General features: G+C 68.7%; 11 protein-coding genes, 1 tRNA gene and 1 other RNA gene. 3 read left to right on the forward strand and 10 right to left on the reverse strand.

Going from position 1 to position 16849, the window contains the following annotated elements; genetic code table 11:
- Window positions 1-29: 29 nt before the first annotated feature.
- The 5 genes from ACFQ6S_RS20530 to ffs all read right to left on the reverse strand — a co-directional run bounded on the left by ACFQ6S_RS20530 (window position 30) and on the right by ffs (window position 8051).
- Window positions 30-1520 (reverse strand): N,N-dimethylformamidase beta subunit family domain-containing protein, encoded by a 1491-nt coding sequence (locus ACFQ6S_RS20530; RefSeq protein WP_383411476.1) that lies wholly within the window; start codon window positions 1518-1520, stop codon window positions 30-32.
- A 322-nt stretch (window positions 1521-1842) separates the two neighbouring features.
- Window positions 1843-3762, reverse strand: a complete 1920-nt coding sequence (locus tag ACFQ6S_RS20535; RefSeq protein WP_383411478.1) for a hypothetical protein — start codon at window positions 3760-3762, stop codon at window positions 1843-1845.
- A gap of 366 nt (window positions 3763-4128) precedes the next feature.
- Window positions 4129-5379 (reverse strand): phosphoribosylamine--glycine ligase, encoded by a 1251-nt coding sequence (purD, locus tag ACFQ6S_RS20540; protein ID WP_383411481.1) that lies wholly within the window; start codon window positions 5377-5379, stop codon window positions 4129-4131.
- 91 nt (window positions 5380-5470) lie between these two features.
- Window positions 5471-7819, reverse strand: coding sequence for a DNA polymerase III subunit gamma and tau (locus ACFQ6S_RS20545; RefSeq protein ID WP_383411484.1), 2349 nt, complete (start codon window positions 7817-7819; stop codon window positions 5471-5473).
- Between the two features lie 133 nt (window positions 7820-7952).
- Window positions 7953-8051: signal recognition particle sRNA small type (gene ffs, locus ACFQ6S_RS20550), an RNA gene on the reverse strand.
- A gap of 72 nt (window positions 8052-8123) precedes the next feature.
- On the opposite strand from ffs, the gene ACFQ6S_RS20555 reads away from it, so the two are divergent.
- A tRNA-Ser gene (locus ACFQ6S_RS20555) sits at window positions 8124-8211 on the forward strand.
- A 79-nt stretch (window positions 8212-8290) separates the two neighbouring features.
- On the opposite strand, the gene ACFQ6S_RS20560 is transcribed toward ACFQ6S_RS20555, so the two are convergent.
- From ACFQ6S_RS20560 to ACFQ6S_RS20570, 3 genes are all read right to left on the reverse strand, one after another.
- Entirely contained in the window at window positions 8291-9136 is an 846-nt protein-coding gene (locus ACFQ6S_RS20560; protein WP_383411487.1) for a tyrosine-type recombinase/integrase, read from the reverse strand.
- A gap of 629 nt (window positions 9137-9765) precedes the next feature.
- The gene (locus ACFQ6S_RS20565) at window positions 9766-10212 is read right to left on the reverse strand and encodes a hypothetical protein (protein WP_383411490.1); all 447 of its coding nucleotides are present in this window, start codon (window positions 10210-10212) and stop codon (window positions 9766-9768) included.
- A 655-nt stretch (window positions 10213-10867) separates the two neighbouring features.
- Window positions 10868-11452 carry a hypothetical protein gene (locus ACFQ6S_RS20570; RefSeq protein ID WP_383411493.1) on the reverse strand — a complete coding sequence of 195 codons (585 nt, stop codon included), beginning with the start codon at window positions 11450-11452 and terminating at the stop codon, window positions 10868-10870.
- A gap of 1420 nt (window positions 11453-12872) precedes the next feature.
- On the opposite strand from ACFQ6S_RS20570, the gene ACFQ6S_RS20575 reads away from it, so the two are divergent.
- The gene (locus tag ACFQ6S_RS20575; protein WP_383411496.1) at window positions 12873-13163 is read left to right on the forward strand and encodes a hypothetical protein; all 291 of its coding nucleotides are present in this window, start codon (window positions 12873-12875) and stop codon (window positions 13161-13163) included.
- 480 nt (window positions 13164-13643) lie between these two features.
- Here ACFQ6S_RS20575 and ACFQ6S_RS20580 read toward each other — a convergent pair whose 3' ends face one another.
- Together ACFQ6S_RS20580 and ACFQ6S_RS20585 are read right to left on the reverse strand one after the other, a co-directional pair.
- On the reverse strand, window positions 13644-14162 hold the full coding sequence (locus ACFQ6S_RS20580; protein WP_383411498.1) for a hypothetical protein: 519 nt from the start codon (window positions 14160-14162) through the stop codon (window positions 13644-13646).
- Window positions 14163-14786: 624 nt separating this feature from the next.
- A complete protein-coding gene (locus tag ACFQ6S_RS20585; protein ID WP_383411501.1) occupies window positions 14787-15464 on the reverse strand; it encodes an HNH endonuclease family protein in 678 nt (225 codons plus the stop codon).
- A 507-nt stretch (window positions 15465-15971) separates the two neighbouring features.
- Between ACFQ6S_RS20585 and ACFQ6S_RS20590 the strand changes: the two genes are divergently transcribed.
- Window positions 15972-16214, forward strand: a complete 243-nt coding sequence (locus ACFQ6S_RS20590) for a hypothetical protein (protein WP_383411503.1) — start codon at window positions 15972-15974, stop codon at window positions 16212-16214.
- Window positions 16215-16849 lie beyond the last annotated feature (635 nt).

Raw genomic sequence — 16849 nt, forward strand, 5'->3', positions numbered from 1 at the left:
GTGCGGGACTGGGGGTGTGCTGGGTGGGCTCAGTCACGTTTGCAGATGCGGTCCAGGAGGTTCGCGGTGGCGCGCTGGACGCGGGCGTCGACGTGGCCCGGGCGGTCCAGCGCAGGGGACCAGGCGAATGTTCCGGACGCGAAGACCAGGGCGCCGGAGGGGGATCGGTACAGGGACGTCTCCTGGTGGCGGAGGGCGCCTTCCTTGTCTGTGTACGGGGAGTGCGCGAGCAGGATGCGCTCCTCGTGGTCGGGCAACGGGGCGCGCGGAAAGTAGCGGTCGGCCTCGCCGGCGACCAGGCCCTCGATCCCGTCGCCCTCGTGGGCGCCGGTCGCCTCCCACAGCCAGTGGTCGGCGTTGCGGACGATCAGGGGGTGCGGCTCGGGGACCTGGCCCGCGTACTGGATCCCGATCACTTCCTGCTCCGGGCGGTCGATCTCCCGCCAGAGGACCGGGCGGCCGGGGCCCTTGCGCTTGCGGCAGGTGAGCAGGCGGTCGGGGACGCCGGACGGGGAGGGGCCCAATTCCACCTGCCAGTACATGGAGTTGGCGGAGAGGAAGACGAGGGAGGTGCCGTTCTCGCGGGCGAGCTCCACGGTGCGGCGCATGTTCGACGACCAGTACTCGTCGTGGCCGGGGAAGACCAGGCCGCGGTAGCGCGTGGGGTCGACATGGCCGCCGTGCAGGTCGCGGGCGTCGGCATAGGCGATGTCGTAGCCGTAGCGCTCGGCCCAGCGGATGAAGTCGTAGGCGTGGCCCACATGCAGGGGCAGGCCCGCGCCAGCGTACGGCCGGTCGAAGGACACGGTCGTGGCGGCGTCGGCCTCGCCGAGCAGACGGCCGTCCCCGTCCCAGGCGTGGTAGAGGCTGGCGCCGGTGCTGCCGTCCTCGGGGTAGAGGTTGTAGGCCTGCCAGGTGACGTCGGGGAGGAGCAGGAGCAGGTCCGCGGGGTGGTTGTCGCGGACGGTGAAGGGGATGTGGGAGCGGTAGCCGTCGACGGTGGTGAGGACGGCGACGTACGCCCCGATGCTCCAGTACGAGGGGATCTGCAGGCGCCAGGACAGCCACCAGTGGTGGCAGGAGACCGTGCGGTCGGCGGTGAGCGGTCGGGGCTGGACGATGCCGGAGAGACGGGGGCTGGTGGTGATCTTGGCCGCGCCGTCGCCGCCGTAGTGGCCGATCCGGTAGATGTCGACGCTGAACTCCTGGGGGGGGTCGACGGTGATGTGAAAGTCGACCGCCTCTCCGGGAGCCACCGCGCCGGTGGAGATGAAGCCCTTGATCTGACGGTGAACGTCGTCTGCGGAGCGCGGGCCGGCGCTGCGCGGGGCGGGGACCCTGGGGGTGTCCGCGGTCGGGGGGTGGGCCTGGCCGTCGACGTACCAGGGGACGACCTGGCCGGTGTCGTCGAAGTACGTGACGTTTCCGCGCAGCCAGGGGACCGGGCCCTGACCGAAGGGGTCCGTCACGGCGTGCGCGAGTGCCCCCGACTCCCAGCGGCGGATCTGCTCCGACCCCATGGCCATACCCCTCCCTCGTTCCCCCGTGGTGGTGCAGCGAGTGTTGTGTGGTGTGGTGTGTGGCTCGGGCTTTGGTATGGCTGTCGTATGACGTAAGCCCTTGCCATATGCGCTATCGGTCCCAGCACATCACATTACGCACGCATCCTGTCACTATTCGTTGCGAATTGGCCGAAAGTGGAACCAGGGGCTCCGGCTGCGAATGGCACGCACGGCTGTCGGTGCCGGGGTGTGCGGCGGCCGACCGGCGGGGTGCGCGGACATCGGACGGGGTGAGCGCGGATGCCGGACCAGGTCAGCGCGGATGTCGCACCAGCATCAGTCACACCAGGCGCACCGGTTTCTCCGGGCGTATTCCAGACTCCACGAGCCAGGCGCGCAGGGGCGCCGGGTCGCCGTCCTCGATGAGGCTGAGGACTCGGGGGGTCAGGTCGGCGGCCCGTTCGCCGTTGATGAGGAGCGTGGGGCCGTCGAGCCAGTCCAGGCCGGGGGCCGCGCCCGCGGTGTCCATCGCGGCACAGCAGACCATCGCCGTCACATGGTCGGTGAGCAACTCACGTGATGTGCGCGGCGGCTGGAGCGGGAAGAGCGGGAGCGCACCGATGTCCAGAAGCGTGCTGCCGGGGTCGGGGGACACCGTCCGCTCCGCGGGGGCCGCGGCCTCTTCGCGGGCCAGCTCGGCGGTCAGACCGGCGGCCAGGGCGGAGCTTCGCTCGGTTTCGGGGTCGTCGGTGGGGTGGTCCTCGGCCATGGCGGCGTAGGGGGGTTTGGGGGGCCTGGGGAGGTTGGGGGGATGGGAGGGGGCGGAGGGGCTCGGGGTGTTGGGGGTGGCGTCGGGCGGCGTTGGGGCGCCGGTGTCGATGTCGGTGCCGGTGCCGATGTCGGAGAGGCCCTGCGCGGGGCCGCCCGAGGGCTCGGAGGGCTGGAGCGGAGGGTCGGCCGGCGGGGTCGACAGGTGGTCCAGGACTCGGGCCAGGGTGGGGCCGTCGGTCTCCGGCGAGGTGTCGTCGGTGGTGCGGCGGACGCCCAGGGCGTCGAGGACGCGGTGCAGACGGGCCGCGTCGGTGCGCCACTTCCGGTCGACGACCTCCTCCGGATACTCCTGCCACTCCACCGGGGACCAGTCCGGGCCGCGCTCGGCGGGGCCGCCGTGGAACAGGCGGGCGGCGAGGAGCGAGGCGGCCTCGTCGACCGTGCCGGGCTCTTCGAGCAGGTCACAGGCGGGGCGCTCGCCCAGCCGGGAGGCGAAGCCCTCGGCCAGCCGGTCCCGCCGGGACAGCTCGGTGAGCGCGGCCACGACGCCCGCGTCCAGCCGGGACGGCCAGCGGCCCATCCGCCAGGCGGGCAGCGCGACCCTAGTGAGCAGCCGGTCCCAGCCCGCATACGCCAGCCCCACCTGTTCCTGGGCGACGATCCGCAGTCCGTAATCCACAGCCTGTGCACGCTCGGCGGCCGCGGCGGCCACACCCCGCTCCATCTCGGTGGCGTGCTCCCCGCAGCTGTGCAACAGCAGCCGCGCGACCCAGCCGAGGCCCGCGCACACCGCGCGCGACCCCGGACAGCGCCCGCGCGTCGAGGCGACGGCCACGGTGGCGTCCAGGCCCCGGACGAAGCGCCGGGCCTGGGCTATGTCGGGATGCGCCGAAGGTCCCGTACCGGCGACGACCGGGGCGAGGACCGCGCGCAGCTCGCCCACCCGCATCCACCACAGGAACGGGGAGCCGATCACGAGGACGGGCGCGGCGGCCGTACGGTGGTGGGCGGCGCGGGTGCTTCCGCCGTGCAGGCCGTTGAGCCCGTCGTCGTCGCTCTCGGCCGGGGGCGGGCCGTGGGCCCGGTGGGTGCGGTCCTCCAGCCAGCTGTCGCAGTCCGGGGTGAGCGCTATCGCGGACGGGGCGGGGACGTCGAGGCGGTCGGCGAGGTCGCGCACCATCCGGTACAGGTCCGGGGCCTGCTCCTCGGCGATCGGGACCGTCGGGCTGACGGCGGGGCGAGCGCGGGCGACGACCAGGGCGATGCCCGCCGCGGCGAGCAGGACGAGGACGGCGACGGGGGTGACGACCCAGCGGGCGGCGTCCCAACCCGGGCCCACGAAATGGCCGGTGGAGATGCCGGCGAGCAGCACCACGGCGACCGCCGCGGGCAACAGGGCGACGGCCAGCGCTCGGCTGCGGATGCGCAGCACCACGAGGGCCCGGGCACGCGCTACCTGCGCGCCCGCCTCCACACCCATACCGGTCACGGCCGGACCTCACCCCCTCCGTGGTGCCCTGGCTGTCCGAACTGTCCTGGCTTTGCTCATTCCCCCACTGTGGCACCCACGACTGACATCGCAATGCCGGTGGGCCAAGTGCCGGAACGCTTGCGCCGCACCCTAGTTGGGGCTCCGGCCCACGTCAGCCGGATGGGGCATCGGTCACTCGATGGAATGGCTCTGGGGAGAGGTGGATGACGGAATGCAAGGATCAGGCCCCGAATCCTGAGACGGACTCGGGGCCTGCCGGGTTTATCGAACGCGGGATTTCGAAGGAGCGCCTGGAGCAAGGAGCACCCCGAGCAAGGAGCGCCCGGAGCTCGGGTGGCGCGAGCGGCGCCACCGTAGCCGTGGCTAGGCGCCGGCCACCTTCGCCGCGATGTCCGTGCGGTGCTGGGAGCCGTCGAGCTTGATGCGGGCGACTGCCTGGTACGCGCGGTCGCGGGCCTGGGTGAGGTCCTTGCCGGTCGCCGTGACGGACAGGACGCGGCCACCGGCGCTGACGACCGCGTCGCCGTCCTGCTTGGTGCCGGCGTGCAGGACGTAGGCGTGCGGGGCGTCCTCGGCGGCCACCTCGTCGAGGCCGGTGATCGGGTCGCCGGTGCGCGGGGTGCCGGGGTAGTTGTGCGAGGCGACGACCACGGTGACCGCGGCGTCGTCGCTCCAGCGCAGGCGCTCCAGGTCGGCGAGGCCACCCTTGGCCGCGGCCAGCAGTACCCCGGCCAGCGGGGTCTTCAGACGGGCCAGGACGACCTGGGTCTCCGGGTCGCCGAAGCGGGCGTTGAACTCGATCACCCGCACGCCCCGCGAAGTGATCGCGAGGCCGGCGTAGAGCAGTCCGGAGAACGGGGTGCCGCGGCGGCGCATCTCGTCGACGGTCGGCTGCAGCACCGTCTGAAGGACTTCTTCGACCAGCTTCGGGTCGGCCCACGGGAGCGGGGAGTACGCGCCCATGCCGCCGGTGTTCGGGCCCTCGTCCCCGTCGAGCGCCCGCTTGAAGTCCTGGGCGGGCTGGAGCGGGAGCACGCTCTCGCCGTCGGTGATGGCGAAGAGGGAGACCTCGGGGCCGTCGAGGAACTCCTCGATGACGACGCGCTCGCAGGAGTTGGCGTGCGTCCTGGCGGCCTCGAGGTCGGCGGTCACGACGACGCCCTTGCCTGCGGCGAGGCCGTCGTCCTTGACGACATAGGGGGCGCCGAAGGCGTCCAGGGCCTCTTCGACCTCGTCGGGGGTCGTGCAGACGTAGGAGCGGGCCGTGGGGACGCCGGCCGCCGCCATCACGTCCTTCGCGAAGGCCTTGGACCCTTCGATCTGCGCGGCCTCCCCGGAGGGACCGAAGACCGGGATGCCCGCCTCGCGCACGGCGTCGGCGACCCCGGCGACGAGGGGTGCCTCCGGGCCGACGACCACGAGGCCGGCGCCGAGCCGTTCGGCCAGCGCGGTCACGGCCGCGCCGTCCAGGGCGTCGACCTGGTGCAGCTCGGCGACCTCGGCGATACCGGCATTGCCGGGGGCGCAGTGCAGCGCGGTGACGTCGGGGTCGAGGGACAGGGAGTGGCACAGGGCGTGTTCGCGGGCGCCGCTGCCGATGACGAGGACCTTCACGGGGGTCAGCCTAACGGGGTTTTTGTGCGGGGTGCCGAGGGGCCGGGGGTTGATGACCTGTACGTTCCTCCAAGTCGGCGCCCGGTGTCCCCTACTCGTTCGTGAACTCCTCCACCACCGTCGCCCCCAGCTCCCGCACGATCAGGTCGTGGCCGGACAGCGCGGACTCGTTGAGATCGGGGTCGTCGTCCTCGGGGATGTCGTCCTCGGGGGCGACCGGGTGCGGAGGCTCCGGGGAGGAGTTCGTGGACGGCCGGGAGGCCGGGGCGGGCGCGGCGGTGGATGCCGTCGGGCTCGCCGGAGGCCGGGTGGGTGCCGTGGGCGTCGTCGGCTCGGGAGCGGGCGGGTGCTGGGCGGGCGTACCGCCACCGCCGTAGCCGCTGGTGCCGCCGCTGCCACCTCCGTAGCCACCGCCTCCGCCGCCGCCTCCGCCGCCGAAGCCGGAGGAACCGCCTGAGCCGCCGCTCGGCAGGGGAGCCGAACCGCCGCCCGACGGGTCGATGACCGCCTCGATCTTCCACTGGACGCCGAACTGTTCGGTCAGCGCCTGTCGCAGGACGTCCTCACTGCCGCTGCTCGCGAAGTTGTCGCGTGCTCCGGCGTTGACGAAGCCGAGTTGGAGGGTGGTGCCGTCGAAGCCTGCCACGTGGGCGTTCTGGCTGAGCAGGATCCAGGTGAAGCGGCGGCGGTTCTTGACCGCCTCCAGGATGTTCGGCCAGAGCATGCGCGGGTCGATACCGCCGCTCGGCGGTGCGGCTCCCGCTGTGGGGGCAGGTGTGGGGGTGGGCGCGGGAGCCGCGGGCTGCGGTGCGGGGGCCGGGGTGCTGCTGGGTCCGGGCTGGGGCTGGGGGCCGCCACCGCCCGCCGGGGTAGCCGTGGGCCAGCCGCCGGGGCGTCGGCCACCGCCCGCGGGCGCGGCAGTGGGCCAGGCGCCGGGGGCGGAGGCGGGGGGTGCCTGCGGGGGCGCGGCGGCCGGGGCGGGTGTGGGCGTGGGGGTGGGGGTGGGGGTGGGTGCCGGGGCGGGTGGAGCCTGCGGTGACTGCGGCGGCTGCTCGCTCTGTGGTGGCGCGGCGGGGGTCGGAGGCTGCCCCGCCGGAGCCGCACCCGCACCTGGACCTGCACCCGCACCTGGACCGGTCGGAGGCGGGCCGGAAGGCCGTACGGCGGCCCGGGCCGCGGCAGGTCCACCGCCCGACGGAACCGGCGCGGCCGGCGCTCCGCCATGCGCGTCGGGACCCGGCGCGTACCCCATCGCGGGCATGCCACCGCCCCCGGAGAAGTTGACGCCCCGCTCCAGCCGGTCGAGCCGGGCCATGACCGAGCGCTCGTCCCCGTACGCGGCCGGCAGCAGCACGCGCGCGCAGATCAGCTCGAGCTGCAGGCGGGGAGAGTTGGCGCCCCGCATCTCGGTCAGCCCCTCGTTGACCAGGTCGGCGGCGCGACTCAGCTCGGCGGCGCCGAAGGTGCCGGCCTGCGCCTGCATACGCTCCAGGACGTCCGCAGGGGCGTCGAAGAGGCCCTTTTCGGCGGCGTCCGGCACGGCGGCGAGGATCACGAGGTCCCGCAGCCGCTCCAGCAGGTCGGCGACGAAGCGCCGGGGATCGTTGCCCCCCTCGATGATCCGGTCCACGACCTCGAAGGCGGCGGCCCCGTCACCGGTGGCGAAGGCCTCTACGACGGAGTCGAGGAGCGACCCGTCGGTGTACCCGAGGAGAGAGGTGGCCATGGCATACGTCACACCCTCCTCCCGCGCTCCGGCGAGCAGCTGGTCCATGACGGACATGGAGTCACGCACGGACCCGGCGCCCGAGCGCACGACGAGGGGCAGCACGCCCTCCTCGACCGGGATGTTCTCGCGGCCGCAGACGTCGGCGAGGTAGTCCCGCAGCGTCCCCGGCGGCACCAGCCGGAAGGGGTAGTGGTGGGTCCGCGACCGAATGGTCCCGATGACCTTCTCGGGCTCGGTCGTGGCGAAGATGAACTTCAGATGCTCGGGCGGCTCCTCGACGACCTTCAGCAGCGCGTTGAAGCCGGCCGACGTGACCATGTGGGCCTCGTCGATGATGTAGATCTTGTAGCGACTGCTCGCGGGTCCGAAGAAGGCCTTTTCGCGCAGCTCACGGGCGTCGTCCACACCACCGTGAGAGGCCGCGTCGATCTCGATGACGTCGATGGAACCCGGCCCGTTCCGCGCCAGGTCCTGGCAGGACTGGCACTCCCCGCACGGGGTCGGCGTAGGTCCCTGCTCGCAGTTCAGACACCGCGCGAGGATCCGCGCGCTGGTCGTCTTGCCGCAGCCGCGCGGACCGCTGAACAGGTACGCGTGATTGACCCGGTTGTTCCGCAGCGCCTGCTGCAACGGGTCGGTGACATGCTCCTGCCCGATGACCTCGGCGAACGACTCCGGGCGATAGCGGCGGTACAGCGCGAGAGACGACACGCATACGAGGTTATAGGCGGCCACTGACAACGGGATCCCGCCCAAGGCCTCCCGTCCGGGCTCGGCCGCGGCTCGGGCCGCGGCTCGGGCCGGGGCTCGGGCCTGGCTGTGCCCCGACCGCGCCCCACCCGGGAACGCAAGCGCCCCCCACGCACCCGCCAGAGCCAACCTACCCTTGCTGCCTTCCGGCCCTGGGGGAGTTCAGTCAGATAGCGCCGCGTGAGGGGCTCCGCAAAGAGTACCCGACGTCAGCGGGTAGGAACGAGTTCGCGAGCACTCCTCTCGGTCATGTAATGTTTCCGGCGGAGGATTCGCCTAGAGGCCTAGGGCGCACGCTTGGAAAGCGTGTTGGGGGCAACCCCTCACGAGTTCGAATCTCGTATCCTCCGCCAGTGCCTCACCGGGCACGATGTCGAAGGGCCCCACCGCTTGCGGTGGGGCCCTTCGACGTTGTCCGTCTCACTTTCCGTCTCAGTTCGTCTCCGGCGGCTCCCAGAGAACGTCGCCGACTTGCTGGGCAACTTTCCGCAGCAGCGTTCCAGTGACGTGCATGTAGCGGGCGCGCATGCGGGCCGCTCCCCCAGGCTCCCAACCCATGATCGCGTCGACCACGACGTCCGGGACGCCGAGGATCAGGAGGACGGTCGCGGCGGTGTGGCGAGCGTCATGGAGACGGCCGTCTCGTACGCCCGCGTCCCGCAGGAGTCGTTTCCAGACGTGGAAGTCGGTGTTCGGGCTGAGGGGGTCGCCGGTCGGGGAGGCGAAGACGTATCCCTTGTCCTCCCAGTCGGTGCCGGCCTCGATTCGGTCCTTCTCCTGCTGCTCCTGGTGTCGGCGGAGGAGCTTGATCAGCGGGTCGGGCAGCCCAATCGTGCGGTGCCCGGCGCGAGACTTGGTGGACTTGTGCTCTCGGCGGGTCTGCTGCTTCTGGGGGCAGTAGCCGGCTTTCCGGCCGCACGGGTTGTCTCCACAACCGTGGGCGTACTTGGGCCGCAGTCGGTTCTTGCGGATGCGTACATATCCCGCGTCCAGGTCGACGTCTTCCCAGTGCAGCCCGAGCGCCTCCCCCTGGCGGAGACCGAGCGCCAGGGCGACGACCCAGCGAGCGCTGTTGCGGAGCTTGGCGGCCTCGACGAGCAGGCTTTGAACCTCCTCGATCGTGAACGGCTCGATGTCCTCTTCTTCGAGCCGCGGAGCCTTGGCGATCTCGGCCACGTTGGTGGCGACGTGGCCACGCCGCTTGGCCTCACCAAGGGCGACCCGGATCGTCCGATGAACGTGGTGGGCGGTGCCGGCAGAGCTCCCGGCTTCCTGCATCTTCCGGTAGAAGCGCTCCAGGTGCTCGGGCTCCAGCTTGTCAAGGGCCCGCGCAAGCGCGGGCTGGCCCCTGGGGCCGCAAGCGAGTTACGGCCCTGAGTCGAGACCTGGACGGCAAGCTACGGTCAGAACGATGCCTCCGGCGGGGGATCGGCCGGCACCGGGATGGAGGGGGCGCCGTTCCCGACTGCGGGCCGTAGTGGCGTGCGCTGGGAGCTCCCATCCCGTCCGCCATCGCCCCAGGCAGAGCCGAGCAGCCGCGGCCCATGGCGTCCAGGTCGTTCGTACAGTGGCGCGCTCCACCTGGACGCCATGAACCACGCCCGCCCCACGGTGGGTCGACGGCGGACAGGATGGGAGCTGGGGGGTGGTTGAGGAAGTCGGCAGCTAGGCGCGGTTGTCGTGGCGCTCCGTACGCTGATGGGCAGGTGAGGGGTCACGAAGTTCCCGGTCCCTGGAGCGCACGCTTGTCTCGCGTCGGTCAGCCGGGGAATGGTCCTGAACTTCGTCTCACACCAGTCTTTGGGGCTGCCGAAGTCGTACTGAGAGAATTCCTCCCCAGAAGAGAAAAAGCGTAGGGGAAATCCCCTGACTGCGAGGAAAGGGCAGTCAGGGGATTTCACTTCACCTCACGTGTTGAGACACGGAGTCTTGACGAACTGCGTCGTGTTACCCCCTTCACCGGGCTCGGGGTACACGATTTGCAGTACGGCCTTGTAGCACTGCCGGCCGGACTTGTTCGCGGTGGTGGTCTCAAAGCCGCCGAAGCCCGTGTCCTTGTCGATCCACTTGGGGCCCGCGGTCTTCCTTCCCAAGCCGTGCTGGTTGTCACGGTCGATGCTGATGTACGGCGTGAAGAGGTTCCCGCCCTTGTCGCAGGTGAAGTGCGCCTGGGCGCGGATCTTGCCAGCGTACTGGTGGTCGTCCACGTACAACTTGATGTGGCAGTTCGGGTTTATCGCCATCTTCACCCAGTCCGACTGCTGAGACGTCGCCGAGGCGCTGGGCGCGCTGAGCGCGATCACGCCGAGGGCGGCGGCGCCGACGACAGCGAGCTTCCTGATTCCGAGAGGCAAGGAAATCCCCCTTATTCGGGCCTGGTCAGGGCCGTCTTTTTCGGTCGCTCACGATCTTCGCCTCGCGCCGTATCCGCCACAAGGGAATCAGGAACTATTTGAGAAACATCTGAGCTTGCCAGCCCGGTGTTGAACTCCGAAGTCACCACGGGGAGTTGAGTCCGGCGGGGCGTAGTACGCCGTGTTGGTTTGTCAAGAGCGCCCCTCTTCGCTGACACCAGTACCTGACACCAACAAGGTTGGACGGCGGCGGACACCGCCAGACGGCAAGCCGAGGCCGGAGACGAGTTTGTCGACCTTCTAGGTGTCCCGTGATCGACCTGATAAGGATAACGCGACCTTCGTGACCCGGCGGGCGACGGGCAGCAAGGGCAATCCTCGTAGCCGGCGCCCGTGGCGCCGGGCATGTTCCAGTGATTCCGAAGCTCAGAGCTCAGGGCTGGTAAGGCAGCGGGATCTCGTGGGCGACCGCTCAGCCGTCTGGGCCGTCCCTGGGCCGTGCGAAGCCGACCAACGCTGACAGTCGGCACCCACAGGTGACCACCCCCACCCCGCTCTGGCCTGGGCCCCCAGAGTTGATCTGCCACACTGGAAGGGTTATGCCTGCACCCGGAAAACTGGCGTTGCCGCTTGGATGCATCTACTCACGGCTCCGTCAGTCTCTGGTTGGCAGCGGCTCGTGACGGTGCCAAATCAGGTACCGGTCCTCGCGGCGCAGCTCCGCGGAGCCCCACTCAATGCGCATGACGCCCTTCTCCATTGAGCAGGCGTAAGCGACGAGGACGAGCCGCACGTCTTCGGGGAGCAGCTCCAGGTCTGGATGCACCTCGGACTCGTCAAGTTCTCCCCAGTCCAGGTCGAATGACTGCTGCAGGGGAGGCGGGCCGTGGCGGCGGATCAAGTCTGCGCGGAAGCCTGTGGCCCGACGGAGACGCGCAGCCGTGACGGGCACGTCCTTCTTCGCGTAGCGGAGAGGGTAGATAAGGTGGCCGCGGACGAGCATCATCGTGCGTCCTTGAAGGCGCACCGGTTCCCCGAGTTCGGAGATGCCGGCGGCCAGTTCCTCATATTGCACCGCGTAGAGGCCGTGTCCGTAGGCTTCGAGCGTCTGGGTATGGACGCCCTCCTGACCGGTGCGAGCCCGATCATGAGCCCGGACTAGGCAAGCCGGGATGATATCGGCCAGTTCGCTGGCGACGTCCCCGAAGGTCTCACGTGCCCACTGACTGGCTGAACCCACGACTTACCGCCCTTCCCCGAGGGTCTTGCAGGCACCGAGCAGCGTCCACCTAGACCGTGCTGCGCCCAGGCGAGTCACACAAGGTGGCAACCAGCGCGCAAAGGGAGCGCACACCACCTGAACAGCGTTCACTGCAAGTACCGCTCGCGCGCCAGAGCAGCGGGTGACCTCCCGGCCCTCTCGCTCGCAGTGACGGCAACGACGGCGGCCAGGTGTGGCACCCGCGAGCCATCGCCGAAGGTCAGAGGCGGAATGCCCAAATGTCGAACGCTCGCTCAGTTGCTTCGGCGTGAGTAAACGAGATGATGTGCTCAGATTGCTTGGGTTAGCCCTCACCGCGCGATGGTAATTCAGGCACGTAAGGTGATGTAAATGTGCCACGTGGTAAAAATTCGCCCGGGACTCGAAGCTCTCGTCTTATATGTGATTGCGCTAGATTAAGGGCTTGGGTGTAGGAAATGAGGCAGCTCTGCCACTGATCTTCAGTAGGGTGCAGAAGGCCCCGCGCAATCCACTCTATTCGCCATACTTCTTTTGATAGTTCTCGAATGGCCTGTAGCGTCTCCGCCCCTGCTAAGAGTGCCAACCGATTGGCGCTCTTAGCGCGGTCGGTTTCACACTGCGCCAAGAGTTCGAGCGAGTCTTCCCCGGTTAGAGGTCGCCCGGTAGCCCCTACACTGCCTGCCGCCGCGATTCTTCGTGCGACATTCATTTCCCTGTCGACTGCCTCAAAGTACTCGATGTAGGCATCTAATTTTCTTTGCTGCCACCAACTTGCCTGCTCCCTTGTAAATCGAGAGCGTTCATTGAGCGACGTTGTAACGAATGAGATAATTGCGCCAACGGCTACTCCCGCCAGCGCCAAGATCTGCGAACTAAGTTCCAACTTGACGCCCCCCTTCGCTTGCTTCCGCAGGGCTCAGTGTCCAGGAGTTCTCCTCCGAGACACAGTCGAATGTGTGTCAAACTTCGCCGAGTGGCTGTGGGTGTGCACTTCAGAGCAGTTCAGACAACGAGTGGGTGAGAATCGACAGGCGCCCTCAAGGTGTCACCCTCAGGCTGTCGCCGCACTCAAGTTCACGACCGACGCAGAGAACGGCATCCACGTCATCCACTGGGGAGACGCCCACTTCGAACCCGACCCCACCTTCACCTGGCTCCACTGCGAGCAGCTGCGCGTGGCGGCCCAGCCTCTTGAGTGAGCACCTCCGATCCTGGGCCGTCCCTGGGCCGTGCGAGGGCGCCCGAGGCCGACCGACTGCGACCGACGTTGAGAGCCGAGCCAGAGCCGCCAACAGGGAAACCCCAGGTCAGAGCCGCCCAGTCATACGTGTTTCCCCGCAGGGGTAGCGGTCGGGCAAGATGGGGTGTTTCTTTCCGCCGGACAGGGGCGCTGTCTGGCACGTCCTGGGGGGCTTCATTGATCATCGCGGTTTCGGACGGGCACGACCCCACCTACCAGCTCCAGACAAGCCTGTTGGCGCTGATCTTTGGCATTGCGCTTGTCAGCCTCGGCCGGGTACTGCGGCGGACGGGACGGCTACCGGCGTACCTCGACCTTAGGCAAAAGGCGCCGGGCTCACTCGTCGCTGAGGAGGGCAGGAGTGCCGGCGTCGCCAGGCTCGGCACGGCCCTGATTGCCACGGGTAGCTTCTTCCTCTTCGGTACGGCCTGCCTGACACTTGGCGCGCTGGGCCTCCTCGGTCCCTAGAGGTCAGGCCACGGGAGCTACCCAGACGCCAACTCTGTGAGTGTCTAACTGCGTGACAACGCCGACGGACGGCAGCGGACACACATGTACGTCTGCGGACCATCACAACAGGTGAGAGGCGCCCCGGCCCCAGGTCGACGGCTCACTCAAGTTGCTTCGGGACGAAGAGGTCACCGTGCCGTGCCACGGCTGTGCCAGAAGCAGGGGTCAACAAGGGTGGCTAGCAGATGCATCCGTGCCAGCTAGCTCGGCCGGCGAAGCCGCGAGCCACCCGCCCCAGAGGGCAGGCCAGTTCACATGGCACCCGATCGTGCACCAGACCCGTGGGTGTCTAAGGCTCAAGCCCTGCCAGAGGCAGCTAGAAAGGCCCTGGACCGCTGGTAGTCCAAGGCCTTTTGACGCACATACTGAAGGGCGGGTACCGCCACGAGGCCGAGTAGGACCAAGCCCCGCCATCAGGTGAGGGCGGGGCGCTGAGAGTCAGTCCTGTAGGCCGGTGACACACTCGCACGGCTTCCATTTGCTGGGCACGGCGTCGGGAGAGAACTTCCGGATGGACGTGTTCTGGTAGCCGCGGCGGAACAGTGAGCAGCTAGTGCTGGCGTGGTAGGCGTCGCTGGTGTTCGTGGTCACGACCTCGGTCAGCGGGTCGAACTTCCATGTACCAGGCCGCTGATACTGGCCGCGCCAGCTACGAAGTCCCGCATCGATCATGCCGTTCCTGGCTCCGCGGCTGGTCAGGACGTTGATGCCGCATGCCTCACCGAACTCGAAGACATCAAAGTTCGGGTCGTTGTAGCCGAGTACCTGAGCGGTGACCCACATGACGTTGATCTTGACCCTCTGTGCTTGTTCGGCACTCAGAACAGGGTCGTTGGGGTGGCTCTTGGTGTCACTCGCGCGATCATGACCTGCACGATCGAGCCGGATGTGAGCGTCGGACCAGTCTTGCAGCCTGATCTCGTCAGCGAACTGTTGAGCAAGCTTGCTCAGGGCCATGTTGTCCTCCGATCGGACGGCCAGCTCACCCCCCGACGGGGTGAAACACTCCAAAGTTATGCGTAAGTGGTGATCAGCACAACGGTCTCTCAGCGATGGTGACTTTCGGGCGATGCCGCCACGGGATGCTGGCGACGGCCACATGCCATGTAGCGGCCACGTTGAGCTCCATTCGGTCACCGTGATTACGGTGCTCGTCTGCATCCTGGGAGGGGACCGCCCCCAAGCGCAGGAGTTGACCGCGTCATTGATCGTTCTCAACACTTTGCGGCCTGCTTCGGCGATCCCGGTCGGTCAGCGTCCGGCTCGAGCCACGGTCGTGCAGCAGCACAGCGCAGCAACCAGAGCCACTCCCCTTGGTCGCGCGCTCTCCTTGCCGTGGCAGCAGCGTGCGGACAGCAACTGACAGCGCCGTGCACCACAGCCGCACCAGATAGAGCGGGGAACAGCGGGGAATCACGGGGAAAGTGGCTCAGCCCAATGAGGTGATGGACCAAGGGTTCGCCCAGCTCAGCGCGCCAACTGCCCCCGAAATGCATCAGCTTCCCAAGCTCAGAGCCCAAGGTGCTTTGCATGGAGTCGAGTTGGCGGCCCCGTCCCTCTTGACGGGGAGGGGCCACAGTTCTATGGCGCGGGTTCGTAGGTCACGGTGGTGCCGGGGCACGCTTCCGCTTGTTGGGTGAGTGCTTCGAGCTCGGCGGCGTCGGCGGTCAGTCCCCAGCGCAGCTTGGTCGCGATCCACTCCGCGGTGTACCGGCACGTGACCTCGACGGCCGGCGGGAGCCATTGGGCCGGGTCCTGGTCGGCCTTGCTGCGGTTCGAGGCGGCGGAGACGGCGACGAGGGAGGGGTCGACGGCCAGGTCGTTGGCGTATGCCTCACGCCGCTCAGCCGTCCATTGCGAGGCTCCGGAGTCCCAGGCTTCAGCGAGCGGCACCATGTGGTCGACGTCCAGGGCGGACGCCGAGGTGAGCCATCTCGCGTCGTAGTACGACCACCAGCGCCCGCCGGAGAGTTTGCAGCCGGGGAGGACCTGAGGCCGCTCGACCGCTTCGGCGAGCAGGACCTCTGCTCGGGTGTTGCAGCCGTCGGTGGGGATCTGTCCGGCGTTCCAGTGCTTGAAGCTCGTGCGCTGGTAGCCGTCCCTCACCTCAGCGGCGAGCGGGAGGAGGTGGACCGCGGCCGCCATAGGGAGTGTGTAGGTCTCGGCGGAGCGCTGATGGGCATGAGCCGGGGTGAGTGTCGCGAGGGGTGCGAGAAGGAGTGCGGCCGCAAGCGCGACTCGCCTGAGGTTCTTGATCACGCATCGCAGAATTGACTGCGTGTACCTCGTTCGAGGGGTTCGACTCGAACGGATGAGCCATGTGGAGGCTTCAGTTCACCGTTCAGGTGCGCTGATGAGCACCCGCTGGGGGAATGCCTTCAATGGAGATTCCACGGCCTGGCGCATCATGGCGCGCACCACAAGCGCATCAGATCCAGCGGGGTACAGCGGGGAATCACGGTGATAGCGGCCCTGCTCGACGAGGCCCCCGTGTCGCCGTTCGCCCAGGTCGGCGTGCCAACGGCCCCCAGAGTGCCGCAGCTTCCCAAGCTGAGGTTCAGCCAGGGCACAGAAGTTGGTCACTCCTACCTCAAGGTCGGCGCCCGTCATGGACGATGACCGCATGCGCTACTTCAACGGGACAGGCTGGCTCGCGATCTTCACCGGCACGGAGACGATGATCGGTCGGACAGTGCACGTGGACGCTGGGAGGAGGCGACCGGCGTTGCCCTTGTAGTCGATCCCAAACGCGGTACTCGCCGTCCGGTGACGGACTACCCGGACTTCTCCCACCTCGAGCAGGCCGGCCAGGTGGTGGCAGCCATCCCAGGAGGCGGCTGGCGCGCGTACTGGAAGGATGAAGGGCCCGACGACGGCCCGTTGACCGAGCAGGTGCTCGCATGGCTGGTCACGTTCAAGGGCGAAGCCACCCCCATTACCGTCGACGCCCATGGGCATGTGGACGACGCTGAGAGCGCCGATCGCCTCATCCCACCTGGTGAGGAGTGAATCAGCCTCCGTCGGTTCACCGTCTCATTCAGCGTCGTTCACGGCCGTTCAGACAGGACTATCTCTGGTAGCGGCTCCCACGGCCGAACGCCCATGAACGCAGGTGAACGTCCAGACACTCAGCCCACCATCCCACCACCACAGTTGGAAAGCGTGTTGGGGGCAACCCCTCACGAGTTCGAATCTCGTATCCTCCGCCAGTGCCTCACCGGGCACGATGTCGAAGGGCCCCACCGCTTGCGGTGGGGCCCTTCGACGTGCGTGGTCTCAGTTTTGGTCTCGGTTGCCATGCTCGGATCGGCGCGGACCTGGGCGGACGGCCTGCATCCGCCGGTGGCTCTGACGCGTCCCCGTGCTGAATGCCGCCCCGAAGTTCCTCCGCGGTTCCCGAGGCAGCCACAGCGGTGGAGTAGCCCTCTCCACACATAGTCCGCGGTCTCATCGCGCCGGGTGTTGATCTTCTGTGGGCAGTAGCCGGGTCTGCGGCCGCACTCGTCGGCGCAGCCGTGCTGGTGGCGGAGCCGCAGGCGGCCTCAGCACACGCTGGAGGCGACCGGCGTGACCGTGCGCCTCCAGCTCGGCCCTTCCGGCGACACCCTCGCTGCACCCTGCTTGGAGTGGCCGACAAGCGCCGC

The sequence above is a fragment of the Streptomyces sp. NPDC056479 genome, assembly GCF_042795335.1.
Taxonomy (GTDB): domain Bacteria; phylum Actinomycetota; class Actinomycetes; order Streptomycetales; family Streptomycetaceae; genus Streptomyces.